At 54.6% G+C, this 26,503-nt stretch carries 24 protein-coding genes, 1 tRNA gene and 1 pseudogene; 22 read left to right on the plus strand and 4 right to left on the minus strand.

Annotation, left to right across the window (positions count from 1 at the left end):
- Nucleotide 1 precedes the first annotated feature (1 nt).
- A tRNA-Gly gene (locus QLG08_RS05065) sits at nt 2-77 on the plus strand.
- A 339-nt stretch (nt 78-416) separates the two neighbouring features.
- On the opposite strand, the gene queG is transcribed toward QLG08_RS05065, so the two are convergent.
- Entirely contained in the window at nt 417-1,556 is a 1,140-nt protein-coding gene (queG, locus tag QLG08_RS05070) for a tRNA epoxyqueuosine(34) reductase QueG (RefSeq protein ID WP_282472825.1), read from the minus strand.
- Here queG and nnr point away from each other — a divergent pair.
- The 15 genes from nnr (at nt 1,555) to QLG08_RS05145 (ending at nt 19,589) form a co-directional block, all read left to right on the plus strand.
- Nucleotides 1,555-3,075, plus strand: coding sequence for a bifunctional ADP-dependent NAD(P)H-hydrate dehydratase/NAD(P)H-hydrate epimerase (gene nnr / locus QLG08_RS05075; protein WP_241533717.1), 1,521 nt, complete (start codon nt 1,555-1,557; stop codon nt 3,073-3,075). The genes queG and nnr overlap by 2 nt on opposite strands.
- Complete coding sequence (gene tsaE / locus QLG08_RS05080) at nt 3,072-3,548, plus strand: tRNA (adenosine(37)-N6)-threonylcarbamoyltransferase complex ATPase subunit type 1 TsaE (RefSeq protein WP_013027408.1); 477 nt, start codon at nt 3,072-3,074, stop codon at nt 3,546-3,548. Before nnr ends, tsaE begins: the two co-directional genes overlap by 4 nt.
- A complete protein-coding gene (gene amiB / locus QLG08_RS05085) occupies nt 3,545-5,221 on the plus strand; it encodes an N-acetylmuramoyl-L-alanine amidase AmiB (RefSeq protein WP_013027407.1) in 1,677 nt (558 codons plus the stop codon). The genes tsaE and amiB overlap by 4 nt, the downstream gene beginning before the upstream one ends.
- Before the next feature lie 49 nt (nt 5,222-5,270).
- A complete protein-coding gene (gene mutL / locus QLG08_RS05090) occupies nt 5,271-7,109 on the plus strand; it encodes a DNA mismatch repair endonuclease MutL (protein WP_014594725.1) in 1,839 nt (612 codons plus the stop codon).
- On the plus strand, nt 7,102-8,052 hold the full coding sequence (gene miaA, locus QLG08_RS05095; RefSeq protein WP_015699418.1) for a tRNA (adenosine(37)-N6)-dimethylallyltransferase MiaA: 951 nt from the start codon (nt 7,102-7,104) through the stop codon (nt 8,050-8,052). The genes mutL and miaA overlap by 8 nt, the downstream gene beginning before the upstream one ends.
- A 104-nt stretch (nt 8,053-8,156) precedes the next feature.
- The gene (gene hfq / locus QLG08_RS05100; protein WP_013027404.1) at nt 8,157-8,471 is read left to right on the plus strand and encodes an RNA chaperone Hfq; all 315 of its coding nucleotides are present in this window, start codon (nt 8,157-8,159) and stop codon (nt 8,469-8,471) included.
- Nucleotides 8,472-8,546: 75 nt separating this feature from the next.
- Nucleotides 8,547-9,827: a ribosome rescue GTPase HflX gene (hflX, locus tag QLG08_RS05105; RefSeq protein WP_013027403.1), complete on the plus strand. Its 1,281-nt coding sequence runs from the start codon at nt 8,547-8,549 to the stop codon at nt 9,825-9,827.
- A 166-nt stretch (nt 9,828-9,993) separates the two neighbouring features.
- A complete protein-coding gene (gene hflK / locus QLG08_RS05110; RefSeq protein ID WP_013027402.1) occupies nt 9,994-11,226 on the plus strand; it encodes an FtsH protease activity modulator HflK in 1,233 nt (410 codons plus the stop codon).
- 3 nt (nt 11,227-11,229) lie between these two features.
- Nucleotides 11,230-12,234: a protease modulator HflC gene (gene hflC, locus QLG08_RS05115; RefSeq protein WP_013027401.1), complete on the plus strand. Its 1,005-nt coding sequence runs from the start codon at nt 11,230-11,232 to the stop codon at nt 12,232-12,234.
- A gap of 55 nt (nt 12,235-12,289) precedes the next feature.
- Nucleotides 12,290-12,490, plus strand: coding sequence for a DUF2065 domain-containing protein (locus tag QLG08_RS05120; protein WP_013027400.1), 201 nt, complete (start codon nt 12,290-12,292; stop codon nt 12,488-12,490).
- Nucleotides 12,491-12,656: 166 nt separating this feature from the next.
- A complete protein-coding gene (locus QLG08_RS05125) occupies nt 12,657-13,955 on the plus strand; it encodes an adenylosuccinate synthase (protein WP_013027399.1) in 1,299 nt (432 codons plus the stop codon).
- Between the two features lie 221 nt (nt 13,956-14,176).
- Nucleotides 14,177-14,620, plus strand: coding sequence for a nitric oxide-sensing transcriptional repressor NsrR (gene nsrR, locus QLG08_RS05130; protein ID WP_014604899.1), 444 nt, complete (start codon nt 14,177-14,179; stop codon nt 14,618-14,620).
- 16 nt (nt 14,621-14,636) lie between these two features.
- The gene (gene rnr, locus QLG08_RS05135; protein WP_282472826.1) at nt 14,637-17,072 is read left to right on the plus strand and encodes a ribonuclease R; all 2,436 of its coding nucleotides are present in this window, start codon (nt 14,637-14,639) and stop codon (nt 17,070-17,072) included.
- 68 nt (nt 17,073-17,140) lie between these two features.
- Nucleotides 17,141-17,875, plus strand: a complete 735-nt coding sequence (gene rlmB, locus QLG08_RS05140) for a 23S rRNA (guanosine(2251)-2'-O)-methyltransferase RlmB (RefSeq protein ID WP_238492848.1) — start codon at nt 17,141-17,143, stop codon at nt 17,873-17,875.
- An 85-nt stretch (nt 17,876-17,960) separates the two neighbouring features.
- Nucleotides 17,961-19,589 (plus strand): isovaleryl-CoA dehydrogenase, encoded by a 1,629-nt coding sequence (locus QLG08_RS05145; protein WP_064372798.1) that lies wholly within the window; start codon nt 17,961-17,963, stop codon nt 19,587-19,589.
- Here QLG08_RS05145 and bsmA read toward each other — a convergent pair.
- Nucleotides 19,563-19,889, minus strand: coding sequence for a biofilm peroxide resistance protein BsmA (gene bsmA, locus QLG08_RS05150; protein ID WP_014594721.1), 327 nt, complete (start codon nt 19,887-19,889; stop codon nt 19,563-19,565). The genes QLG08_RS05145 and bsmA overlap by 27 nt on opposite strands.
- Nucleotides 19,890-19,946: 57 nt before the next feature.
- The gene (locus QLG08_RS05155) at nt 19,947-21,878 is read right to left on the minus strand and encodes a methyl-accepting chemotaxis protein (RefSeq protein WP_064372797.1); all 1,932 of its coding nucleotides are present in this window, start codon (nt 21,876-21,878) and stop codon (nt 19,947-19,949) included.
- A 156-nt stretch (nt 21,879-22,034) separates the two neighbouring features.
- On the opposite strand from QLG08_RS05155, the gene yjfP reads away from it, so the two are divergent.
- The 6 genes and pseudogenes from yjfP to QLG08_RS05185 all read left to right on the plus strand — a co-directional run bounded on the left by yjfP (nt 22,035) and on the right by QLG08_RS05185 (nt 25,584).
- Nucleotides 22,035-22,784, plus strand: coding sequence for an esterase (gene yjfP, locus QLG08_RS05160; protein WP_064372795.1), 750 nt, complete (start codon nt 22,035-22,037; stop codon nt 22,782-22,784).
- A gap of 273 nt (nt 22,785-23,057) precedes the next feature.
- On the plus strand, nt 23,058-23,453 hold the full coding sequence (rpsF, locus tag QLG08_RS05165) for a 30S ribosomal protein S6 (protein ID WP_013027391.1): 396 nt from the start codon (nt 23,058-23,060) through the stop codon (nt 23,451-23,453).
- 6 nt (nt 23,454-23,459) lie between these two features.
- On the plus strand, nt 23,460-23,777 hold the full coding sequence (gene priB / locus QLG08_RS05170) for a primosomal replication protein N (protein ID WP_013027390.1): 318 nt from the start codon (nt 23,460-23,462) through the stop codon (nt 23,775-23,777).
- A 4-nt stretch (nt 23,778-23,781) separates the two neighbouring features.
- The gene (rpsR, locus tag QLG08_RS05175) at nt 23,782-24,009 is read left to right on the plus strand and encodes a 30S ribosomal protein S18 (RefSeq protein ID WP_000135199.1); all 228 of its coding nucleotides are present in this window, start codon (nt 23,782-23,784) and stop codon (nt 24,007-24,009) included.
- Nucleotides 24,010-24,047: 38 nt separating this feature from the next.
- Nucleotides 24,048-24,497, plus strand: a complete 450-nt coding sequence (gene rplI / locus QLG08_RS05180; protein WP_013027389.1) for a 50S ribosomal protein L9 — start codon at nt 24,048-24,050, stop codon at nt 24,495-24,497.
- 153 nt (nt 24,498-24,650) lie between these two features.
- Nucleotides 24,651-25,584: pseudogene (locus QLG08_RS05185) on the plus strand (DMT family transporter).
- A 34-nt stretch (nt 25,585-25,618) separates the two neighbouring features.
- Here QLG08_RS05185 and QLG08_RS05190 read toward each other — a convergent pair.
- The gene (locus QLG08_RS05190) at nt 25,619-26,284 is read right to left on the minus strand and encodes a LysM-like peptidoglycan-binding domain-containing protein (RefSeq protein WP_014604904.1); all 666 of its coding nucleotides are present in this window, start codon (nt 26,282-26,284) and stop codon (nt 25,619-25,621) included.
- Between the last annotated feature and the right edge of the window lie 219 nt (nt 26,285-26,503).

Below are 26,503 nucleotides of genomic sequence, written 5' to 3' on the forward strand. Positions count from 1 at the left end.
TGCGGGAATAGCTCAGTTGGTAGAGCACGACCTTGCCAAGGTCGGGGTCGCGAGTTCGAGTCTCGTTTCCCGCTCCAGTTTTGTCACTTTCTTTGTCGCAGCCTGCCAGGCTGGATGATGATCTTTAGTACTACAGTCAGAGTTATCCACAGCAGGACAGATGACTGTTCATGCTTTTTTGCCGTTCTGTAAAACTCTTTTAAACAGAGTTATCCACAGATATAGGGATTAAGCCAAACGCTAGACGCATTTGCAAAATAACACAAATTTTATTTAACCTATTGATGGTTAAAGAAATAATAATATTTCATTATGTTATTTGATTCTGTCACTTGTGTTATTACGATTGAATGACAAGGTGTTTTTATTTTTATTCACAGGATGTGGAAATCTGTTTCCTGTGCATCGTTGCGCAATCAGGCATCACGCGGCAATCCCTTCTCTATTACCCTGACGAGCCTTTTTTGCTGTGCTGGCTGTACGTCAATCTCTACGTGCTTTCGCTTATCCTGTTGCTGCGCAATGGCCCACTGAATATGTTCGTCCAGTAAATCACTTTCCCCCAGCCGCTGTTCGAGTATGGGGAGGATCTCTGCGCTCCACGGGGCATTCCCCAGCGCCACCGCAATATTGCGTGACCAGCGCTGATAACCAATTCGGCGGATGGGAGAGCCTTCGGTAATACGCAGGAATTTCGCTTCATCCCACTGAAACAGGGCGGTTAACGCTGGCGCATGCAGCGCTGCGCGGGGTGAAAAATCCGCTTCGTCAGTCAGTTGCCCATAGCGGTTCCAGGGACAGATGAGCTGGCAGTCGTCACAGCCATAAATGCGGTTCCCCATCAGGGGCCGCAGCGCTTCGGGGATGGCGCCTTCGAGCTCAATCGTCAGGTAGGAAATGCAGCGGCGGGCATCCACCGTGTAGGGCGCCACAATAGCGCCTGTCGGGCAAATCGTCATGCAGGCCACGCAGCGTCCACACTGCTCTTCCTGTGGGGAATCTATCGGCAGAGGCAGGTCGATCAGCAATTCCCCCAGGAAAAACCATGAGCCCGCTTCGCGGTTCAGGATCAACGAGTGTTTGCCGGTCCAGCCCAATCCGGCTTTCTCTGCCAGAGGGCGTTCAAGCAGTGGGGCAGAATCGACAAACGGACGAAACTGGCTTTCGCCACAGTGGGCCTGAATCATTTCTCCGAGCTTTTTCAGGCGATTGCGCAATACTTTGTGATAATCACGGCCCAGCGCATAGCGGCTGACATAACCTAACTGTGGGTTTTTCAGCGTACTGGCGAAAGCGGCTTTGGCAGGAAGATAATTCATGCGCACGCTGATCACCCGCAGCGTACCGGGTAACAGCTCATGGGGACGCGCACGCATCATTCCATGGCGGGCCATCCATTCCATCTCGCCATGGTACTGTTTGTCCAGCCATGCCTGCAGACGCGGTTCTTCAGCGCTGAGATCGGTGTCGGTAATACCGACCTGCTGAAAGCCGAGATCGCGTCCCCACTTTTTAATGTGTTGAGCGAGTTGATCAAGATCGAGAGGGTATGACATGACTAACCAGAATTCGAAGAGAAACGGCAGCAGTTTACCACACTCTGTCTGGCCTGCGCAGGCACTGGCACAACTTGAGCGTGAGGGTGCCGATGCACTGGGTATCTCGCTCTACGAGCTGATGTTAAGGGCAGGACAGGCCGCCTATGAGCATATAACTGTCCACTGGCCGGATGCAGAGCACTGGCTGGTGCTGTGCGGTCATGGCAATAACGGAGGCGATGGTTATGTGGTTGCCCGTCTGGCGCAGGCTGCAGGCAAAGAGGTGACGCTTCTGGCCTGTGATAGCGATAAGCCGCTGCCCGACGAAGCAGAGGCCGCCAGAAACAGCTGGCTTGAAGCGGGTGGGGTGATCCATGCGCCCGACGTGGCCTGGCCTGAAAAGGTCGATATTATCGTCGATGCGTTACTGGGAACAGGCATCAGCCGGGCGCCCGCCGAACCTGTTTCCACCCTGATAACTCAGGTAAACGCACATGACGCGCCGGTCATGGCGATTGACCTCCCCTCTGGTCTGTCTGCAGCGACAGGCAACACACCGGGAGAGGTTATCAATGCCACGCATACGTTGAGCGTTATTGCGCTGAAGCCCGGACAGCTTACCGGCAAGGCGCGGGACTGTATTGGGTCGCTTTACTTTGCCGACCTGGGACTGCAAAGCTTTCTGTCAGCGCAGTCGCCGCCTATGGCGCGCTACGATGCCCGTTTTTTATCCCACTGGCTGAAAACGCGTAAAGCAACGTCCCACAAAGGCGAACAGGGGCGTTTGTTGGTGATAGGCGGTGACAGCGGCACCGCCGGTGCCGTGCGGATGTCGGCAGAAGCCGCGCTACGAACGGGAAGTGGTTTGGTGCGAGTGCTTACTCACAAAGACAATATTATTCCTATCCTCACCGCGCGCCCGGAAATTATGGTGGATGTGCTCACGGACGCGGGACTGGCTGATGCGCTGGAATGGGCGGACGTCATCGCCATCGGTCCGGGGCTGGGACAGCGGGAATGGGGCAAAAAGGCGCTCGAAAAGGTTAAAAGTACTGAAAAGCCCATGCTTTGGGATGCAGATGCGCTTAACTTGCTGGCAATAAGCGCTGAGAAACGTCAGAATCGCATTATAACGCCGCATCCGGGTGAAGCTGCTCGTTTACTGGGTGTTAAGACCAGCGAAATTGAGAGTGACCGCTTACAAGCCGCACGAGAGCTGGCGAAACGTTATGGTGGCGTTGCCGTATTAAAAGGTGCGGGCACGATTATCGCCAGTGAAAACGGGCAAATGGCGTTTGCCGATGTGGGTAATGCCGGGATGGCATCGGGCGGTATGGGTGATGTGCTCACCGGTATTATTGCCTCGTTAATGGGACAAAAATTGGCGCTGTTTGATGCTGCCTGTGCAGGTTGTGTTGCTCACGGTGCTGCCGCTGATACGTTGGCTGAGCAGCGGGGCACGCGCGGCATGCTGGCATCAGACTTATTTGATCTGCTGTGGCAGTTTGTTAATCCAGAGATGAATCAAGAAGCATGAAGAGCTGTGTTATATCTTTGCCCAATGAGGCGGCAACACTCGAACTGGGTGCTCAACTGGCGCAGGCCTGTGGCAATGCGGCGGTGATCTATCTTTATGGCGACCTCGGCGCAGGAAAGACCACCTTCAGCCGCGGTTTCTTGCAGGCATCCGGTCATCCGGGCAATGTGAAAAGCCCTACCTACACCCTCGTCGAGCCTTATGTTCTTGAAGGGCGTTCCGTTTATCATTTCGATCTCTACCGCCTTGCCGATCCGGAAGAGCTGGAGTTTATGGGCATTCGTGACTACTTCACGAACGACGCGGTTTGTCTGGTTGAGTGGCCCCAGCAGGGCGCCGGTATTTTGCCCCCGCCGGACGTGGCGTTGACGCTCCGTTATGTCGATGAAGCGCGGCAAGCCGAGCTGGTTGCGCACTCCGCTCAGGGGCAGCGCTGGGTTGATCAGATCGAACAAGGCAGGGCCCGGGCATGATGACATGGATGAAAATGCTCGTTGTGGCAGGATTGCTACTGATTACCGGCCCCCTGTTTGCCGCTAACCTGTCTGATATTCAGGTATCGAATGGCGGAAATCAGGCCACGGTTACGCTGAGTTTTTCCGGCCAGCCGGTTTATGCCTACTTTCCGCTACACAATCCCGACCGTGTGGTGCTGGATATTCGTCAAAGCGGCGTCATCAAAGGCTTACCCCTGACGTTTAGCGGCGATAACATCGTTAAACGCATTCGTACCAGTACCCCAAAAGATAAACAAAGCATACGTCTGGTCTTTGAGCTGACGCAGTCTGGAAAAACCCGCGCCGTTACGCAACGCAACGGCAGTCAGTACAGCGTGGTCTTTACCATACAGGGTAAACATCCGGCCGTTACGCGCAGCGCGCCCGTGGTTGCAGCCGAGCCTGCGCCGACACGAGCACGGGAAACCGCAGCCAGTAATCCGTTCAATGCTAACCCGGTGACCACGGTCACCAACACCAACAGCACGGTCCGTCCCGGGGGGGTTGCCAGCCGAAACGACACGGTTATTGTAGCCATTGATGCCGGACACGGAGGCCAGGATCCCGGGGCGATAGGCCAGCACGGACTTAAAGAGAAAAACGTCACCATCGCCATTGCGCGTAAACTGAAAGTGTTGTTAAACGACGATCCCATGTTCAAAGGGGTTCTGACGCGTGACGGCGACTATTTTATCTCTGTAATGGGCCGTTCAGACGTTGCGCGCAAAGCGAATGCTAACGTGCTGGTGTCAATTCACGCCGATGCGGCACCCAGCCATGCGGCAACCGGAGCCTCTGTTTGGGTATTGTCTAACCGCCGCGCGAACAGTGAGATGGCAAACTGGCTGGAGCAGAAAGAGAAACAGTCAGAACTGTTAGGCGGAGCAGGCGATCTGCTGGCGAACAGTCAGGCCGATCCCTATCTGAGTCAGGCCGTGCTCGATTTGCAGTTTGGTCACTCGCAGCGCGTCGGGTATGACATCGCGACGAAGGTGATTCAGCAGCTGCGTGGCGTCACGTCTTTACACAAGCGTTTACCTGAGCATGCCAGTCTTGGCGTGTTACGTTCGCCGGATATTCCTTCCCTGTTGGTGGAAACCGGTTTTATTAGTAATGCCTCGGAGGAGCGACTGCTCGGCAGTAGCGCACACCAGGATAAGATTGCTCAGTCGATATATAAAGGACTGCGCGCTTATTTCCTGGCGCACCCGCTACAATCGGTCCCAAAGGAGGAAAACCGGCCGCTGGCTACGTCGCCAGCGGTCAGCGTAGTCAGTAATCCGGCGACCGGAGAGACGCAGTATACGGGCGCCATTCAGCGGCATACCGTAACGCGCGGCGAAACGCTCTCAGGAATCGCGGCAAAATATGGCGTGAGCATGGCAACACTGCGGCAGATGAACACCCTGAAGCGCGATGTTGTTTGGGTGGGGCAGCGGCTGAAAGTTCCGGCCAGTGCGGTGGCCAGCCGTACCGCACCGGCTTCCTCAGGGGCGCATCGCCCGGTGCGGCATAAAGTGGTGCGGGGAGACTCGCTGAGCAGTATCGCCGCGCATTATGGCGTCAGCCCTAAATCGATTCTCCAGGCGAATAACCTGAAATCCACCAACGTGATGTTGGGTCAGAACCTGAAAATCCCTGCATCCTGATTGTTAGCCCGGCCGCCGTGCCGGGTTGTCAGCCACAAGGATATCCAGCATGCCAATACAAATTTTGCCGCCGCAACTCGCAAACCAAATTGCGGCGGGAGAAGTGGTTGAGCGTCCTGCATCGGTCGTCAAAGAGCTGGTGGAAAACAGCCTTGATGCCGGGGCGACGCGCATTGATGTGGAAATTGAAAAGGGTGGCGCAAAACTGATTCGCATCCGCGATAACGGCTGCGGTATAGCGAAAAATGAGCTGGCAATGGCGCTGGCTCGGCATGCCACGAGTAAAATTGCTTCGCTGGACGATCTTGAGGCCATTATGAGCCTGGGCTTTCGCGGTGAAGCCCTGGCCAGTATCAGCTCAGTGTCTCGTCTGACCCTGACATCGCGCACGGCTGAGCAAAACGAAGCCTGGCAGGCGTATGCTGAAGGGCGCGATATGGACGTTACTGTTAAGCCCGCCGCCCATCCTTGTGGATCGACGCTGGAAGTGCTTGACCTGTTTTACAACACGCCAGCCCGGCGCAAATTCATGCGCACTGAAAAAACTGAATTCGGGCATATTGATGAAGTGATCCGGCGCATCGCGCTGGCGCGCTTTGACGTGGCTATCTCATTAAGCCATAACGGCAAACTGATGCGTCAGTACCGGGCCGTCAATGATGACGGGCAACGTGAGCGTCGGCTGGGTGCCATATGCGGGACGACCTTCATGCAGCATGCGCTACGCATAGACTGGCAACATGATGACCTTGTATTGCGCGGCTGGGTTGCCGATCCGTCCGGCTCCCGTCAGGTGAGTGATATTCAGTATTGCTATGTTAATGGCCGCATGATGCGTGACAAGCTGATCAATCATGCTATACGTCAGGCGTTTCAGAGCCAGCTACAGGATGATCAGCACCCCGCTTACGTCTTGTATTTAGAGATAGATCCGCATCAGGTCGATGTAAATGTGCATCCGGCAAAACACGAAGTGCGTTTTCATCAGTCACGTCTGGTGCATGACTTCATCTATCAGGGCGTCATGAGCGTGCTGCAGGAAAGCGCCTCCCCGGTTCTGCCAACGTTACAGGCTGAAGAACCCACTCCGCGTTGGCAGCAGGAGAACCGCCAGGCGGCAGGCGGCAATCATTTCAGCCAGCCGGCTGTCACAGGTGACGCGGCCAGGCCATCGGTTGCACCCGCCTGGCAAAATAAAGACGCCGGATACAGCCAACGCGAAGGCCGGGTTTACCAGCAGCTTCTTAAAACGCCGGCGAGTTCGCCGGCAACCAAAAGTGCCGAGCCTGCGGCACGAGAGCCGGTCAGTGCCGTGCCACCTCTGGCGGCTCACGCCCACAGTTTTGGCCGCGTGTTAACCGTGCTTGAAGGCCAGTATGCTCTGCTTGAGCAGGGCCAGCGGTTACTGCTAATGGCTCTGCCTGTGGCAACCCGCTGGTTAAAGCAGGCACAGTTAGAACCTACCGAAGGTGGGCTGAAATCACAGCCGCTTTTGATCCCGGTGCGGTTAAAAATCGCCTCGGCGGAGCGCAAGGCGGCCCAGGAAAATCTCAGCCTGCTCAACCTGATGGGCATTGATTTACACCCTGAGGGTGACCACATTATCCTGCGTGCGGTGCCTTTACCGTTACGAACACAAAATTTACAAATCTTGATTCCTGAACTGTTAGGCTATCTCGCCCGGCAGCAAGAGAACTCTGCTACGCAACTGGCCCAGTGGCTGGCGCGACGTGAAGATGCAGAGCCTCAACACTGGAATCACTCCCAGGCGATTACCTTGCTGGCTGAGCTCGAAAGGCTTTGTCCGCAGTTACTGAAATCGCCACCTTCTGGCTTAGTACAAGCCATTGAGATTGAGAGCGCGGTCAACGCGTTGAAGCATGAGTGAACTGAACCAGGCTGGCCGGCCAAAGGCAATATTTTTGATGGGGCCTACAGCGTCAGGCAAAACCGCATTAGCGATCGAATTGCGCAAGCACTTACCTGTAGAGCTTATCAGCGTAGATTCGGCTCTGATTTATCGTCAGATGGATGTCGGTACGGCAAAACCCTCTGCAGAAGAGCGGGCGCTGGCGCCCCATCGTTTGCTGGACATTCGCGATCCTGCCGAAGCCTATTCGGCGGCAGAGTTCCGGCGGGATGCGTTAGCAGAAATGGCGGATATCGTTCAGCATGGACGAATTCCGTTGCTTGTTGGTGGAACTATGCTCTACTTCAAGGCGTTACTTGAAGGATTGTCGCCGCTGCCCTCGGCCGATCCGGAGGTTCGTCAAAAAATAGAGCAAATGGCGAATGAAAGAGGCTGGGAAGCTTTACATCGTCAACTTTGCGAAATTGATCCGGTCGCAGGCAGTCGTATTCATCCGAATGATCCGCAGAGACTTTCGCGAGCACTGGAAGTTTTTTTTATTTCGGGTAAAACTTTAACGGAACTGACAAAAATTTCTGGTGAAGCGTTACCCTACGATGTGCATCAGTTTGCTATCGCCCCCGCGAACCGCGAACTGTTGCATCAACGCATCGCACTGCGTTTTGATCAGATGTTGGCGTCAGGATTTGAAGCGGAGTCTCGGGCCCTGTTTGCACGAGGTGATTTGCATACGGATATGCCTTCCATTCGTTGTGTTGGCTATCGCCAAATGTGGTCGTATTTGGCTGGCGAGATCGATTACGACGAAATGGTTTATCGGGGAGTTTGCGCAACCCGGCAACTCGCTAAACGCCAGATGACCTGGTTACGTGGTTGGGAAAATATTCACTGGCTAGACAGTGATGAACCTCACTCAGCGCGTGATACAGTACTGAAGGTTGTTAGTGCGAAGCATGGGTGATTGTGTACAATTGGCAAGTTACGTGCGCAAATTTTTACGCAGTTTTTTTCAGAACCACTGTGTTCTACAAGCAACAAACAACAAGCATATAAGGAAAAGATAGAATGGCTAAGGGGCAATCATTACAAGACCCGTTTCTGAACGCACTGCGTCGTGAACGTGTTCCGGTTTCGATTTATTTGGTTAACGGTATTAAGCTGCAAGGTCAGATCGAATCCTTTGATCAGTTCGTGATCTTGTTGAAAAACACGGTAAGTCAGATGGTTTATAAGCACGCCATTTCTACCGTCGTGCCTTCACGCCCGGTTTCTCACCATAGCAACAATACCGGCGGTGGCAGCAGCAACAATTACCATCATGGCGGCAGCAGCACTTCTGCGCAGTCGCAGCCACAACAAGACGGTGATAACGCAGAGTAAGGCGGCACCGTTTAACCAGGATCGGAAAGCGTCAGGTTTTCCATCCTGGTCTTTTTATATAAGCGAGGTTATAGCTTGTTTGACCGTTATGATGCCGGTGAGCAGGCCGTACTGGTACACATCTGGTTCTCCCAAGACAAAGAGCTGGAAGATTTACAGGAATTCGAAACCCTGGTGTCTTCTGCTGGCGTTGAAGCACTGCAGGTTGTCACCGGCAGTCGTAAAGCGCCACACCCAAAGTATTTTGTCGGTGAAGGAAAGGCCGTTGAAATTGCCGATGCGGTAAAAACAAGTGGAGCATCGGTCGTTCTTTTCGATCATGCTTTAACGCCCGCTCAGGAACGTAATCTTGAGCGCCTGTGCGAGTGCCGTGTTATCGACCGCACTGGCTTGATTCTTGATATTTTTGCCCAACGCGCACGTACCCACGAAGGTAAATTGCAGGTTGAGCTGGCGCAGTTGCGTCACCTTGCAACACGTCTGGTACGTGGCTGGACGCACCTTGAACGCCAGAAGGGCGGGATTGGCCTGCGTGGTCCGGGTGAAACCCAGTTAGAAACTGACCGCCGTTTACTTCGCGGGCGCATTAGCCAGATTTTGTCGCGTCTTGAACGTGTTGAAAAACAGCGCGAGCAGGGCCGCCAGGCGCGTGCCAAAGCGGACGTCCCGACTGTTTCACTGGTGGGCTACACCAACGCCGGTAAATCTACTCTCTTTAACGCCATTACGTCTGCCAATGTCTATGCCGCGGACCAGCTGTTTGCGACGCTGGACCCCACGCTGCGTCGGCTAAACGTCGCTGATGTGGGCGAAGTGGTGTTGGCCGATACCGTTGGCTTCATTCGCCACCTGCCGCACGATCTGGTTGCCGCCTTCAAAGCTACCCTGCAAGAGACGCGTCAGGCCACGCTGCTGATGCACGTGATCGATGCCGCCGATGTCCGGGTTAATGAAAATATCGGCGCGGTTAATGAGGTGTTGGAGGAAATCGACGCTGATGAAATCCCCACGTTACTGATCATGAATAAGATCGACATGCTGGACGGTTTTGAGCCGCGCATCGACCGTGATGAAGAAAATATGCCGGTCCGCGTGTGGCTCTCTGCACAGTCCGGCGTCGGCATTCCTTTATTGTGGCAGGCGCTTTCCGAGCGGTTGTCCGGTGAAATTGCGCAGTATGATTTACGTCTGCCGCCGGAGGCGGGTCGCTTACGCAGCCGCTTCTATCAGTTGCAGGCGATTGAAAAAGAGTGGAACGAAGAAGACGGCTGTGTAGGGTTGCATGTGCGTATGCCCGTGATTGACTGGCGCCGCTTGTGCAAGCAGGAGCCGTCGCTGACCAGTTATATTGTTTGATATTGCCAAATCGAACTTACTCTGAGGATTTTATGTTGTCGTGCGGCGTTGGGGGTTTGCTCTCTGACAGTGACTTTGCAAAGGGTCAGGGCAATGAGCGTAGCCAGCGTAGCGACAATACGGAATACAACGGGTAAGCCGCTAAAACTATAAATGGAGTAATGACATGGCGTGGAATCAGCCCGGAAATAACGGACAGGACCGCGACCCGTGGGGAAGCAGCAATAATCAAGGCGGCAACTCTGGGGGAAATAAGGGAGGTAAGGAATCTGGGCCTCCTGATCTGGATGATATCTTCCGTAAACTGAGCAAAAAGCTCGGCGGATTCGGTGGTGGCAAAAAAGGTGATAACGGTCAGCGCAGTTCCGGTGGTAGTGGCAAAATCTTTGGTATCGTCGCCGTAGCCGCCGTCGTCATCTGGGCCGCGAGCGGATTTTACACGATAAAAGAAGCCGAGCGGGGCGTAGTCACTCGCTTTGGTAAGTTCAGCCACCTGGTGGAGCCGGGCCTGAACTGGAAACCGACCTTTATCGATCAGGTGCGTGCGGTCAACGTCGAAGCCGTTCGCGAACTGGCGGCATCAGGTGTGATGCTGACCTCTGATGAAAACGTCGTGCGCGTTGAAATGAACGTGCAGTATCGCGTTACCGATCCTGAGCGCTATTTATTCGCGGTGACCAGCGCCGACGACAGCCTGCGTCAGGCAACCGACAGCGCCCTGCGTGGCGTCATTGGTCGCTCTACCATGGATCGTATTCTGACCGAAGGTCGTACGGTCGTGCGTAGCGAAACCCAGCGTGAAATCGACGAAACCATTCGTCCTTACAATATGGGCATTACGGTTCTCGACGTGAACTTCCAGGCGGCACGTCCACCAGAAGAAGTGAAGTCGGCGTTTGACGATGCGATTGCCGCACGTGAAAACCGTGAGCAGTACGTACGTGAAGCCGAAGCCTATGCCAACGAAGTTCAGCCGCGTGCTAACGGTCGTGCACAGCGTGTTCTGGAAGAAGCGCGTGCCTATAAAGAGCGTACGGTTCTGGAAGCACAGGGTGAAGTCGCGCGTTTTGCCAAGCTGTTGCCTGAGTACAAAGCCGCGCCGGAAATCACCAAAGAGCGTCTGTATATCGAGACCATGGAACGCGTGCTGAGCCATACACGTAAAGTGCTGGTGAACGATCGCGGTAACAATCTGATGGTCCTGCCTCTCGATCAACTGATGCGTGGCGGCGAGTCTTCATCCGCGAAGAGTGGACAAAAAAGCAGCTCAACATTGCCCTCGCTTTCCGATCGCAGTGCCAGCCGCAATGACACGTCGTCATACAGTCCAGACAGCATCATGGATCAGCGTCGAGCCAATGCTCTGCGCAACGATACCCAGCGCGAAGGGAGAGAGTAATCAATGCGTAAGCCAGTAATTGTACTAATCATTATCGCGTTGGTGGCCTTTTATGCGTCGCTGTTCGTGGTTCAGGAAGGCGAGCGCGGTATCGTTCTGCGCTTTGGTAAAGTGTTACGCGATAGCGAAAACAAACCGCAGGTGTTTGCGCCGGGTCTTCATTTTAAAATTCCGTTTATCGAAACGGTTAAGATGCTGGATGCACGTATCCAGACCATGGACAACCAGGCCGATCGCTTTGTAACCAAAGAGAAGAAAGACCTGATCGTGGACTCTTACATCAAGTGGCGCATCAGCGATTTCAGTCGTTACTACCTGGCGACCGGTGGCGGGGATGTTTCTCAGGCCGAAGTCCTGCTGAAACGTAAATTCAGTGACCGTTTACGTTCAGAGATGGGACGTCTTGACGTTAAAGACATCGTGACCGATTCACGAGGCCGTTTAACCACCGACGTGCGCGATGCATTGAACACCGGTACGGCGGGCGGTGACGATGAAGTTGCCACGCCTGCTGCGGATGATGCTATCGCCAGTGCAGCCGCGCGGGTTGAGCGTGAAACCAACAGCAGCGAACCTGCGCCTAATCCAAACAGTATGGCGGCGTTAGGGATTCAGGTTGTAGATGTGCGCATCAAACAGATCAACCTGCCGACGGAAGTGTCGGATGCGATCTTCAACCGTATGCGCGCAGAACGTGAAGCCGTTGCACGTAGTCAGCGTTCGCAGGGTCAGGAAGAGGCCGAAAAACTGCGCGCCCAGGCCGATTACCAGGTCACCCGTACGCTGGCAGAAGCACAGCGTGAGGCATTGATTACCCGCGGTGATGGTGATGCAGAAGCGGCGAAACTGTTTGCCAACGCATTCAGCCAGGATCCGGATTTCTATGCCTTTATCCGCAGCCTGCGCGCGTATGAAAACAGCTTCAATGAAAATCAGGACGTCATGGTGCTGAGCCCGGATAGCGACTTCTTCCGCTATATGAAGGCGCCTTCTAACGCCACGCGTTAAGAACTGATATAACTAACAGGCCGACAATGTTGTCGGCCTTTTTTTTGGATGCAGTATGAACGTGAATATCTGGATGGCACTGGCGTTGGTTCTGGTGCTGGAAGGCCTGGGGCCAATGTTTATGCCACGTCTGTGGCGACGTGTGATTTTGAGCATGACACAATTGCCCGATCGCCTGTTACATCGATTTGGCGGGGGATTGGTGGTGGCAGGAATGGTGATTTACTGTATGTTGCGTCTGCATGGCGAACTCTGATGCGTTCAGCCTCGCCGTCTGAATGGTATCTCAGCCTCGATTTTACCCCTGGATGTTGTAGTGATCAAAACTCAGGCAAAAAAGCGCGCAATCGTATGCTAAAAGTGCTGAAAACCGAAAAATCAGATGGTAGAATCCTTTTTTAAGCAATCGGTGATTTTGAGAAATGGGTAAGAACGTCGTCGTACTGGGCACCCAATGGGGTGACGAAGGTAAAGGTAAGATTGTAGACCTTCTGACTGAGCGCGCTAATTACGTTGTGCGTTATCAAGGCGGCCACAATGCGGGCCATACACTTGTCATCAACGGTGAAAAAACCGTCCTCCACTTAATCCCTTCTGGCATTCTGCGTGACAACGTTACCAGCATCATTGGTAATGGCGTGGTGCTTTCTCCTGAAGCTCTGATGAAAGAGATGAAAGGCCTGGAAGAGCGTGGAATTCCGGTACGCGAACGTCTGCTGATTTCTGAAGCCTGCCCGTTGATCCTGCAATACCATGTGGCAATGGATATGGCGCGCGAGAAAGCGCGTGGTGCAAAAGCCATTGGTACCACAGGTCGCGGTATCGGTCCTGCTTATGAAGACAAAGTAGCCCGCCGTGCACTGCGCGTCAGCGACCTGTTTAACAAAGAAACCTTTGCAGCCAAGCTGAAAGAAGTGATCGACCTGTATAACTTCCAGCTGGTGCATTACTACAAAGAAGAAGCCGTTGACTACGACAAAGTGCTGAGCGATGTGATGGCGGTTGCCGACATCCTCACCAGCATGGTTGTTGACGTTTCTGAACTGTTAGACGTTGCGCGTAAGCGTGGCGATCTGATCATGTTCGAAGGTGCCCAGGGCACGCTGCTGGATATTGACCACGGTACTTACCCCTATGTGACCTCCTCAAATACCACGGCCGGTGGCGTGGCGACGGGGTCAGGTATTGGTCCACGCTTTGTGGATTACGTCCTGGGTATCGTTAAAGCTTACTCAACGCGTGTCGGTGCAGGCCCGTTCCCGACCGAGTTATTCGACGAAACCGGTGAGTTCCTGTGCAAGCAGGGCAATGAGTTTGGCGCCACAACAGGCCGTCGCCGCCGTACTGGCTGGCTGGATGCGGTCGCTGTACGTCGTGCCGTGCAGATTAACTCGCTCTCCGGTTTCTGCATGACCAAGCTGGACGTGCTGGATGGTCTGAAAGAAGTGAAAATTTGTGTGGCTTACCGCATGCCTGATGGCAGCGAAGTCACCACCACGCCGCTGGCAGCGGAAAACTGGGAAGGCATTGAGCCGATCTACGAAACCCTGCCGGGCTGGAGCGAGACAACCTTTGGCGTGAAAACGCTGGAAGGCCTGCCCCAGGCCGCGCGTGACTACATTAAACGTGTAGAAGAAGTGACCGGTGTGCCAATTGATATTATTTCAACGGGTCCAGACCGTAGCGAGACGATGATTCTGCGCGATCCCTTCAACGCATAATCATCCTGTGGCCGGACATTGTCCGGCCTTTGTTTTTATGTAATTTGATGCCACTAAACGCCCCTTCGCTTGTCAAACCCTTCACTGGCTGAAAAAAATACACGGTCGTCAACAGTCTGGTTTATCATCGTAGCTCGATACGAAAGAGCCAGTTCAACATTGAAATAAAGAGCAGGACGGGCGAGCATAGACGTGCCACCGGATGATTGACTGAGGTCACTGTGCAGCTAACAAGTTTTACCGATTACGGCCTGCGGGCGCTGATTTACATGGCCACCTTGCCGGAAGGCAGGCTGACCAATATCACTGAAGTCACCGATACCTATGGCGTATCGCGTAATCATATGGTCAAAATTATCAATCAGCTTAGTCGTGCAGGATTCGTCTCCGCCATTCGTGGTAAAAATGGTGGTATCCGCCTGGGCATGAGCGCCAGGGACATCGTGATAGGTGAAGTGGTACGCAAAATGGAGCCACTACAGTTAGTGGATTGCTCGAACTGCTCTATCGCGCCCGCCTGCCGCCTTAAAAAGGCCTTACATGACGCCGTGCAGCTGTTTTTACAGGAGCTGGATGGCTACACGCTGGCAGACTTAGTAGAAGGTAATACACCTTTATATGAAATTATATTGTCCGAACCGCCGGTGGCAATGAATATTAAATGACATCGGAGGAACCGTAATGTCAAAAGATCCTTTTCTGGACAGAGAAGCTGAAAAGTACGAAAACCCTATTCCAAGCCGTGAATTTATTCTGGCGTTATTAGAAAAACGAGAAAAACCGGCCAGCCGTGAAGAGCTGGCACAAGAGATGAACCTGCAGGAAGAAGAACACCTCGAAGCCTTGCGCCGTCGTTTACGTGCGATGGAGCGTGACGGTCAGTTAGTTTTTACCCGCCGCCAGTGTTATGCCTTGCCAGAACGTCTCGATCTGCTCCGTGGAAAAGTCATTGGCCACCGTGATGGCTATGGCTTTCTGCGCGCAGAAGGACAAAAAGACGATCTCTACCTGTCTGCGGAACAGATGAAATTCTGCATGCACGGCGACGTGATTCTGGCCCAGCCACTGGGTGCGGATCGCAAAGGCCGCCGTGAAGCCCGTGTGGTGCGGGTACAGGAACCGCGTAACAATCAAATCGTCGGCCGCTACTTTACGGACGCGGGCGTGGGATTTGTGGTGCCTGATGACAGCCGTCTGAGCTTCGACATCCTGATTGGCCCTGACGAAACCATGAATGCCCGAATGGGCTCCGTGGTGGTGGTTGAACTGTTGCAGCGCCCGACGCGTCGTTCGAAGGCGATCGGCAAAATCGCAGAGATTCTGGGCGATGACATGGGCACCAGCCTGGCGGTCGATATGGCGCTGCGCACGCATGAAATTCCGCACAGCTGGCCGCCAGAGGTTGAGGCTCAGGTGGGCAAACTGAATGAAGAGGTCCCGGAGTCGGCAAAAAAAGGCCGTGTTGACCTTCGCGATCTGCCATTGGTCACTATTGATGGTGAAGATGCGCGCGACTTCGATGATGCGGTTTACTGCGAGAAAAAACGCGGCGGCGGCTGGCGGCTGTGGGTCGCGATTGCGGACGTCAGTTACTATGTTCGTCCCGGCACACCGCTGGACAACGAAGCGCAGCAGCGCGGTACCTCGGTCTATTTCCCTTCGCAGGTGGTGCCGATGCTGCCGGAAGTGCTGTCGAACGGCTTGTGTTCGCTGAATCCACAGGTCGATCGCCTGTGTATGGTGTGCGAAATGACCGTGTCGTCAAAAGGTAAGCTCACCGGCTTTAAGCATTATGAAGCCGTGATGAACTCCCATGCACGTCTGACCTATAACAAAGTCTGGAATATTCTGCAGGGCAATCCGGAACTGCGTGAGCAATATGCGCCGCTGGTGAAAGACCTGCAGGAACTGCACAACATGTATCAGGTGCTGGAAACGGCCCGTGAAGAGCGCGGCGGCATCTCATTTGAAACCGAAGAAGCGAAATTTATCTTCAACGCGGAACGTCGAATTGAACGTGTCGAGCGCACCTCACGTAATGATGCCCACAAGCTGATTGAAGAGTGCATGATTCTGGCAAACATTGCCTCCGCGCGTTTCGTCGAGAAGCATCAGGAACCGGCACTGTTCCGCGATCACGATCGTCCCAGCGATGACAGTATCAAAAGCTTCCGCACGGTATTGAATGAGTTGGGTCTGAGCTTACCGGGCGGTAACAAACCGCAGCCGATCGATTACGCCGCGCTACTGGATCAGGTTGCCGATCGCCCCGACGCGGAAATGCTGCAAACCATGCTGCTGCGTTCCATGAAACAGGCGGTGTACGATCCGGAAAACCGGGGCCACTTTGGCCTGGCGCTGGCCTCTTATGCGCACTTCACTTCGCCAATCCGCCGCTATCCGGATTTGTTACTGCATCGCGCCATCAAGTATCTGCTGGCAAAAGAGCAGGGCGAAGTAAAAGGCCTGACCACGGCTACCGGCGGCTACCATTACGATATGCAACAGATGCTGCAGCTGGGCCAGCACTGCTCCATGACAGAGCGCCGTGCCGATGAGGCCACTCGCGATGTGGCAGACTGGCTGAAGTGTGACTTTATGCAGGATCAGGTAGGCAACGTCTTTAACGGCGTGATCTCCAGCGTGACCGGATTCGGCTTCTTTGTGCGCCTGAGCGATCTCTTTATCGATGGGCTGGTTCATGTCTCTACGCTCGACAACGACTACTATCGTTTCGATCCGGTAGGGCAGCGACTGATTGGCGAATCTGGCGGTCGTACCTATCGCCTGGGCGATACCGTTGAAGTGCGGGTCGAAGCGGTCCATATGGACGAGCGTAAAATCGACTTTGCGCTGGTGTCCAGCAAGCGCCAGATACGTGGCGAAGGCAAAACGGAACGGGATAAGGCGAAGCGGAACGCTAAGGCACCGACGAAGCATCGCCGCCAGGCCGGTCGCAAAACGAATTTCGAGCCGGATTCAGCCTTCCGCAACAGCAGCAGTCAGCCTGCTGCGGCAAAGACTGAGAAAAAAAGTAAAAAAGTTTCCGAGAAAACCCGTAAAATCGCCGCCGCCACCAAGGCTAAGCGTGCCGCGAAGAAGGCGAAGCCGGCCTGATGCGCACATCAGCCCCTGCGTGCATGCAGGGGCTGTTATCCATTCATTTCCAACCACTGAGCAGATTGATGAGCGAAATTATTTTTGGTATCCATGCCGTGCAGGCGCTGCTGGAACGCGATCCTCAGCGTTTCCAGGAAGTCTTTATTCTCAAAGGCCGCGACGATCGTCGCCTGCAACCGCTGGTGACCGCGTTAGAAGCTCAAGGGATCGTGATTCAACTGGCCGATCGTAAATGGCTGGACAGCCAGGTGGAAGGCGGCGTACATCAGGGGATCGTGGCGCGTGTGAAGCCGGGCCGCCAGTATCAGGAAGGCGATCTGCCGGATCTGCTGCAGAGCCTCGAAAAGCCGTTTCTGCTGGTGCTCGACGGCGTTACCGATCCCCACAACCTCGGTGCCTGCTTACGTAGCGCCGATGCCGCAGGCGCCCATGCCGTGATCGTCCCCAAAGATCGCTCCGCACCGCTGAACGCGACGGCGAAAAAGGTTGCCAGTGGTGCGGCAGAAAACGTTCCCCTCATCAGGGTAACCAATCTGGCACGCACCTTGCGCCTGCTGCAGGAATATAACATCTGGGTCGTCGGCACCGCTGGCGAAGCCGACCATACTTTATACCAAAGCAAGATGACCGGGCCGATGGCGCTTGTCATGGGGGCTGAAGGTGAAGGGATGCGTCGCCTGACGCGTGAGCACTGCGATGAGCTAATCAGTATCCCTATGGCAGGCAGCGTTTCGTCCCTCAATGTGTCAGTGGCCACTGGCGTCTGCCTGTTTGAAGCGGTCCGTCAGCGTAACGCGTGATCGCTGCCGCAATTTAATCTCTCTGTCCGGTCATAATGGTGACTCACCTTACATACTAAGTGAGTGATATCCGCGAGGAGCCGTTATGACCTGGACAACTCACACCGTTTTCAATCAACCTTTTCCCCTCAGTCACAGCAATCTGTTTCTGTCTGATGTTCCGCTGTGTGACGCACTGCAGCGTGAAGGCGGCGGCTGGGACAGCGAGTGGCTGGCGTCAGTCGGCAGGCAGTTGGGCAGTGCAGAATCGCTGGAGCTGGGCAGGCTCGCCAATGCCAGTCTGCCTGAACTCCACCGTTATGATGCACGCGGCGTCAGGCTGGATGACGTCCGCTTTCATCCAGCCTGGCATGTACTGATGCAGGGCCTTTGCGCCAGCCGTCTGCATAACCTCAGCTGGCAGCCTGACGTACAGCCAAATGCCAGCGTGGCCCGTGCGGCACGCTTTATCTTGCATGCTCAGGTTGAGGCCGGAACGCTCTGTCCGGTGACCATGACCCACGCGGCAATCCCTTTACTACAGCGTTATTTGCCTGCCCGGTTTGAGTCCTGGCTTGAACCCTTACTCAGCGATCGTTACGACACGCATGCGGTTCCGGGCGATCAGAAGCGCGGTCTGCTGATTGGCATGGGCATGACTGAAAAGCAGGGCGGCAGCGATGTGCTGACCAACACGACGCGCGCAGAGCCCCTGGACAGGCGCGGAAGCGGTGAAGCCTATCGTATCGTCGGGCATAAATGGTTTTTCTCTGTGCCGCAAAGCGATGCGCATGTGATTCTTGCGCAAACGCAGCAGGGGCTCAGCTGCTTCTTTCTGCCACGGCTGCTGCCGGACGGTTCACGAAATGCCATCGTCATTGAGCGGTTAAAAGACAAGCTCGGTAACCGATCCAACGCCAGCAGTGAGGTGGAGTTCAGGGAGGCGACCGGCTGGCTGCTGGGCGAAGAGGGCGAAGGCGTTCGTCTGATCCTGAAAATGGCGGGCATGACGCGTCTTGACTGCGCGCTGGGCAGCCACGGCCAAATGCGCCGGGCGTTTTCCGTTGCGCTGTACCACGCACATCAGCGTCAGGTCATGGGCAAAACTCTGGTGGATCAACCGATCATGCGTCAGGTGCTGGCGCGTCAGGCCTTGCAGTTAGAAGGGCAAACGGCACTGCTGCTACGCCTGGCTCGTGCCTGGTCTTCTCCCGCCAACGTCCATGAAGCCGCCTTCGCCCGGTTATTCACCCCGGCGGCGAAATATGTGATCTGTAAAGCAGGCGCCCCCTTTATCGCTGAGGCCATGGAGATACTGGGCGGCGTGGGCTATTGCGAAGACAGCGAACTGCCTCGCCTCTATCGTGATATTCCGGTTAACAGTATCTGGGAAGGATCGGGCAACGTGATGTGCCTTGACGTATTAAGAGTGGTGGGCCGCCAGAGCGGCACGCTGGACATGCTCAGGCAGGCGTTTGACGCCGTTAAAGGCTGTAACCGCCATTTCGATCGCAGCTGGCGACAGCTGGCTCTGCACCTGAGCAAAATGGATGAGTCGCAGGCCCGTGAACTTACCGACAGGCTGCTGCAACTGGCGACGGCGGCACAGTTGTTGAAGCACGCCGAGCCGTTAGTGGCGGATGCATGGTGCAGTCAGTGGCTCGACCCGCGCGGCACGCGCAAAATCGAGGGGCCACTGACCGACCGCTTACTGGCGCGCGCCAGCGGCAGGTGAGGCGCCATACAGGATGGCAGTTGTGTACCAGATCCCGGGGGTAACCGTTTCGTCGACCATCAAAATCTGATAATAAACGGCACCGGCCTGATTCGCGCGCGCAGCAATGGCACGCTGCGCGTCGTCAGGCGAGCCTCTTACGCTGGCGCTAATGGTGCCCAGCTTCGGTAAACCGCCACTCTGGGCACGGGTAATAGACTGCGCGTGACCTGTTGGCGCGGGCGGGGCCTTTGGCGTCACCTGGAACAGCGAGCAGCCACTTAACAACAAACTTAACGTCAGTAACAGAGCGTAACGCATAGCAGATTTCTCGCCGTCAGGTTAAGTGGATAAGTGTAAGCTACCCGCCCGTTATCTTCACGATTTGATCGAGAAAACACTGACCAGCTGCGTCAAATGATGCCCCTTGTCGCTCAGGCTCTGGGCTGTGTTTTCTGCCTGTGCAACCAGTTCACTGTTTTGATGGGTAGCCTGGCTTATCTGGTTCATCGCCAGATTGACCTGACCAATGCCCGCCGTCTGCTGTTGTGCAGCAACGTTAATCTCACCCATTAATGCCTGAACCTGCTCAATATGCGTCACGATATCGCTCATCGCGTCACGGGTTTGCTCCGACAGTGTATGTCCCTCCGCAACGTGACGTATCGAGGTCGCGATCAGCGTATCGATCTCTTTTGCCGCCTGTGCCGAACGCTGTGCCAGCGCACGCACTTCGGCTGCCACTACGGCAAATCCACGACCGTGCTCACCTGCACGCGCGGCTTCGACAGCGGCATTCAGGGCCAAAATATTGGTCTGGAACGCGATGGACTCGATAACGTGGGTAATTTCGGCAATGCTCTGCGAAGACACGTTAATGGCCGACATCGTGCTGACCGAGCGCGTCACCGTCTGGTTGCCATTATTCACGATACTGCTAGCCTCCGCGACCAGCGACATGGCCTGACGCAGGCTATCGGCGGTGTGCTCGACGGTCGCACCAAACTGCTCCATGCTGGCAGAGGTTTCTTCAACGCTGCTGGCCTGGCGGCCAATCTGCTCACTGATGTTGTGGCTGCTGGCTGCAATGGTATCTGTGCCGTCACTGATCTCCTGCGCGGCACGGCGAACCTGGGCAACAATCTTCTCCAGCCCCTCGCCGATGCCGTTAATGGCGTTAATCAACTGACCCACTTCGTCATGACGCGTGGTGTCCAGATGCTCCAGCAAATTACCGGCGGCATACTGCTCAGCTAAGTGAATAACCTGTTGTAACGGTCGCGTGATGGCGCGGCGGCTGTACCAGACAAAGCAGGGGGCAAACAGCAACACCAGAATCAGGCCGGTGATAAGAAACAGATTTCGGCTATGAATAACCGGAGCCAGCAGGCTGTCACGGTTAACTTCACCGACCACAATCCAGTTCCAGCCGGGCAGCTGTTGCCAGGCCAGCATCTTCGTTTCACCGTCGATTTCGGCTTGCTGAACACCCTCGGGCTGCGCCAGCATCTGCTTCATGACGCTATCCTGCCAGTCTGGACGCTTGCCTTCATTTTGTTTATCAAACAGATATTGTCCCTGCGCCGCGCCTGGCGAGCCGTTGAGCACATAGAAATGCCCGCTGTCGCCCAGGCGGCGAGCCAGCACTTTTTCGCGCATCAGGCCGTACTGCTTATCGATCTGGACGCCGACAAACAGAATCGCGATGACGGCACCGCTGTCGTCTTTAATCGGTTGATACTGCGTGATGTAACGGTGATCGAATAAGGTGGCCAGTCCCCGGAAGGTTTCCCCCTTCATGACGCTTTTCCAGGCGGCGCTGGCAGGATCAAGTTGGGTACCGATCGCCCGGCTGCCATCCTGTTTCTTCAGGGACGTGGAAATACGGATAAAATTATCACCATCACGGACAAAAATCGTCGCGACAGCCGAGGTGCGATCCGTAAAATCATCGACGGCGATCTGATCGAGGTTAAGGGTTTTAAGGCCGGCACGCAGGGTCGGTGTGGAAAATTCTCCGACCTGAACACGTGCGGTTTCATCGCGGCTGAAGCGTTTAGGTAAAAAGCTGACGAAGAGCTGAGTATAGTTGCCGACTTCCTGCGTCAGCGTCGCATTAAACATGGATGCCATCTCGGTGATGCCCTGCACCTGATTAACCATGTCATCGACGGCAAGACTTTCCAACTGGCGTGAAGCATTCTGGCTTTGGATAAGGGTTAACGCCAATAACAAAACGCCTACGCTGAAGGAAGTGATGACGCATAGCTTCACTCCAAGGCTCGTTCTGCTAAGAGAGAAACGTTTCATAGATTACCTTTGTTTTCTTGTCAAATATGCATTAACAACGGCAGCGCAGCGGAAATATTTAGTTTAGAAATTATTACTATTGTAATGTTGTAAACCATTACCCAGGTTATCGTCGTTGGCGAGGCGCTAAAGGCCGCCCCTGCTTCAGGAGAAAATATGATTGAACTCACCACGGAAAGGCTGGCAGGTATTGAATGTTTGCATGCAGCACCCGCAGGCCAGCGCCAGCAGCGGCTGCCAACGGTCGTGTTTTATCATGGCTTTACCTCGTCGAAAGAGGTTTATGCCTACTTTGCGGTGGCCCTGGCCCAGGCGGGGTTTCGTACCCTGATGCCCGATGCCGATATGCATGGCGCACGCTATAACGGCGATGCCGACGCGCGGTTTAGCCATTTTTGGGACATCCTCAAACAAAACATTGATGAATTCCCGTTGATAGAGGCCGCGTTACGCGCTGATGACCTGATTGCCGGCGACCGTCTTGCCGTCGCCGGGGCCTCAATGGGCGGAATGACGGCGTTAGGGGTGATGGCGCGCTATGCGCATATTCACAGCGTCGCCTGCATGATGGGGTCCGGCTATTTTATGCAACTCAGCCACACGCTGTTCCCGCCTGTCACGGTAATGGGCCCGGAACAGCAGGCACAGTTCACAAAACGGATGGCGCCGCTGGCGGATTACGATCCCGCTGCCCGGCTACATAATCTCGCGGACCGCCCCCTCCTGCTATGGCACGGTGAGGCCGATGAGGTCGTCCCTTTCGCAGAAACCCAGCGGCTGGAACGGGCTCTGCATGAGCAGAGGCTGGATACCCATCTTGTTTCGTTGTCCGAAAAGCATATCGGACACAAAATTACGCCGTCGGGCCTGACGGCGCTGGTCAGCTTTTTTAAGCGCCAACTCTAGCCCGTAAACGACAGCGCCTTCCGTTTCAGCCTCTGTTTGCCTCTGCATTCCCGCTTTCCGCACACAAGGGCGGAAAGCGGGCGTCTCCCGACAATTTAAATGAAATCCCCGCTTGAGTTTGTGCGTTGCCGCCAGTATGATTACGCGTCAATTTTTCAGCTGCATTCAGAGGTGTGTGTCATTACGGTGACCCACGACCTATAACGTTCCTTGCTTCCGTGGGCCGCAGCTGACCCTGACAGGAGGCTGAATAATCCGTAAGGAGCAATTTCGATGCGTCATTACGAAATCGTATTTATGGTTCATCCTGACCAGAGCGAACAGGTTCCGGGCATGATCGAGCGTTACACTGGTGCTATCACTGGTGCAGAAGGCACGATCCACCGTCTGGAAGACTGGGGCCGTCGTCAGCTGGCTTACCCGATCAACAAACTGCACAAAGCACACTATGTTCTGCTGAACGTAGAAGCGCCGCAGGAAGTGATCGACGAGCTGGAAACGAACTTCCGCTTCAACGACGCCGTTATCCGTAGCATGGTTATGCGCGTTAAAAACGCGGTAACTGAAGCATCACCGATGGTTAAAGCGAAAGACGAGCGTCGTGAGCGCCGCGAAGATTTTGCTAACGAATCCGCTGATGACTCAGATGCTGGGGATTCTGAAGAGTAATCCATCGTGACGGTTAATCGGCTGCGCTTGTCTGGCACGGTGTGCAAGACGCCAGTCCGTAAAATTAGCCCGTCAGGAATTCCGCACTGTCAGTTCGTGCTTGAGCACAACTCGGTGCAGGAGGAGGCCGGATTTCACCGGCAAGCCTGGTGTCGAATGCCTGTTATTATTAGCGGCAGCGCCCATCAGGTGATTACTCAACATATAACGGTCGGCACGCAACTCATTCTCGAAGGCTTTATCAGCTGCCATCAGGCGCGAAATGGTCAGAGTAAAATGGTGTTACATGCCGAGCAGATTGAATTGATAGATTCTGGAGACTAGCCAAATGGCACGTTATTTCCGTCGTCGCAAGTTCTGCCGTTTCACCGCGGAAGGCGTTCAAGAGATCGATTATAAAGATATCGCAACGCTGAAAAACTACATCACTGAAAGCGGCAAGATTGTACCAAGCCGTATCACTGGTACTCGCGCAAAATACCAGCGTCAGCTGGCTCGTGCTATCAAGCGCGCGCGTTACCTGTCTCTGCTGCCGTACACTGATCGTCATCAGTAACGGCTGTTGTCCATTAACGACTTTAAGAGGATAAGGTAATGCAAGTTATTCTGCTTGATAAAGTAGCAAACCTGGGCAGCCTGGGTGATCAGGTTAACGTTAAAGCGGGCTACGCTCGTAACTTCCTGGTTCCACAGGGTAAAGCTGTTCCTGCTACCAAGAAAAACGTTGAATTCTTCGAAGCACGTCGTGCAGAACTGGAAGCCAAACTGGCTGACGTTCTGGCAGCATCTAATGCTCGCGCAGAGAAAATCAACGCACTGGGCACCGTTACCATCACGTCTAAAGCAGGCGATGAAGGTAAACTGTTCGGTTCCATCGGTACCCGCGACATCGCTGATGCAGTCACTGCAGCTGGCGTTGAAGTCGCTAAGAGCGAAGTTCGTTTACCGAACGGCGTTCTGCGCACCACCGGTGAGCACGAAGTGGACTTCCAGGTTCACAGCGAAGTCTTCGCGAAACTGATCGTGAACGTAGTAGCAGGCTAATTTTTAGTTACCTGCCACACCTGAACGCCGACACTTGTGTCGGCGTTTTTGTTTTAACGACGTAACAGAATTCCCTTCTCTGTCTTGCAGATTCAGGCTCCTCCGGGCATGTTCAATATAAAATGAAACGCGATTTTATTATTGGCCACGCCCATGCATATCCTTCTGCCGAATCCGTGTTCACCCGTCGAAATGGGGGTTTTTGCCTGCGCAACGCGGTGCTGTTTGCTCTGGGGACGTTCTTACCCCGCGATCAAAAGTGGCGACGTGCTGTATCGAATCGCCCAGACGATATTGCCTCGAAAGTAGTTTTTGCCGGTTATCGTTTTTTGTTAGCGGGGCTGATATTGTTTCTTTTTGCCCTGGTGCAGCGCAAACCGGTTTACCGTTTATCCCCCAGCAGTTTAGTCAGCTTGCCCTGTTGGGTAGCATGCAAACCGCCCTTCAATACACGTTTTTCTAAATCGGGCTCGCGTTTACCATAGGGGTAAAAGGTTCGATCATGAACGCCACGGACACATTTTTTAGCATCATGCTGGCGCGTTTTATCTATCAAAATGACAGGCTCAGTGACAACAAATCGCCTGGCTGCCTTCTGAGTTTTAGCGGCGTGATGCTGGTCAACCTCGAAAGTAGACTGAGTGATTTTCAGTTTGTCTGGCAGGGTAACGGCTTCGCGGTGCTGGCCGCGTTTCTCCTCTCTGCCGCCACGCGATAGGGAAAACGCATTTCTCACACTATCGATCCGAGGGTGATGACCGGCTGGCAGTTGGCTCTGGGCGGAGGCGCCATGGTAATGGGCGGCGACCTGGCGAGTGGGACGCTGCAGATCAACAGTATCGGTGCTGGGGCGGTGTTGGGTTATCTGACGCTGATCTCGTCAGTGACCTTTGCCTTGTGGAGCGTGCTGCTAAAATATAACCGCGTCAGCATGATTGCGCCGTTTAACGTCGTGATGCCTGTAGCGGGAACGGTGCTCTCCGCCGTTTTCCAGGGTGAAGATATGTTGGGCATCAAGTATCTGCTTGCCCTGCTGCTGGTCTGTTCGGGGATCGTGCTGGTCAATAAAATCAAAAAAGCGGGATAACGGACAGCCGGTGACGTGAGCCACCGGTTATCGCTTATTCTACCCGTAAAAAGCTGCCGTCCGGCTGGCGGGTAAACAGCACCGGGCCGTTCGCGCCATCCAGCGTTAAACCTGTCACGACGCCTTTTGCATCCCGACGGATTTTCACCTGTTGGCCCTCTTTTAATGTGCTGAGCGGCTGATCGTTACCTTCGACGCGCGCCATCGCAAAGACGTCATTCACCGGAAGATTATTGTCGCGGAACAGCTGCGCCAGCGTCTGCCCGGACGCAATCTGGTAGCTATGCCAGTCACCCTGAGAATCGGCCTTTGCCTCTGGCTGAGACGCGGATTGAGCCGGTTTGTTATTGTAGATGTCCGCCTGCATCGGCACCTCTTTTTCTGCCGAAGGCGTCACAGGCCGTTCTACCGGATACTGTGGCGTGCTGGACGGCCAGAGAAAGGCCAGCAGCAGGATGAGTAAAGCGAGCACGATCCCACGACGGTGGAAAGCCGGCAGCGGGTCCATCCAGCGGATATCGTCTGTGAAATGCCAGATTCGATAAAGCCAGTGAGGCAGGCGAGACGAGACGTTTGAAGGCATATCAGGTTCCTCCGCTCCGGCACCTTGCGGCCGCGTTCGTTGCGGCAGCCAGACCTGTAACCGGGTTAAAATACGCAGTGCGTGCGTCCTGCGGCGACGAGGGGCAATCTGGCCCATATTTTCTCTCTTTCTTATAGTGCCACTGACAAGGAAAAACTTGTCACTTATACAGTATGGGCAATGTGGACGCGAAGTGCCTGCCAGCATTGATAAATTTGACCTGCGTATTGTTTCTCTTTCGCCAGCAAAAGTCATCTGCGGCGCTGTGGATTTTACGCCAGCGGCCTGCGCTGCTATGCTGCCCGTCTTACTATATCCGAGAGTGAAAGGAACGAA

Origin of the sequence: Pantoea sp. V106_11 (assembly GCF_029967885.1) — a bacterium.
Lineage (GTDB): Bacteria > Pseudomonadota > Gammaproteobacteria > Enterobacterales > Enterobacteriaceae > Pantoea > Pantoea ananatis.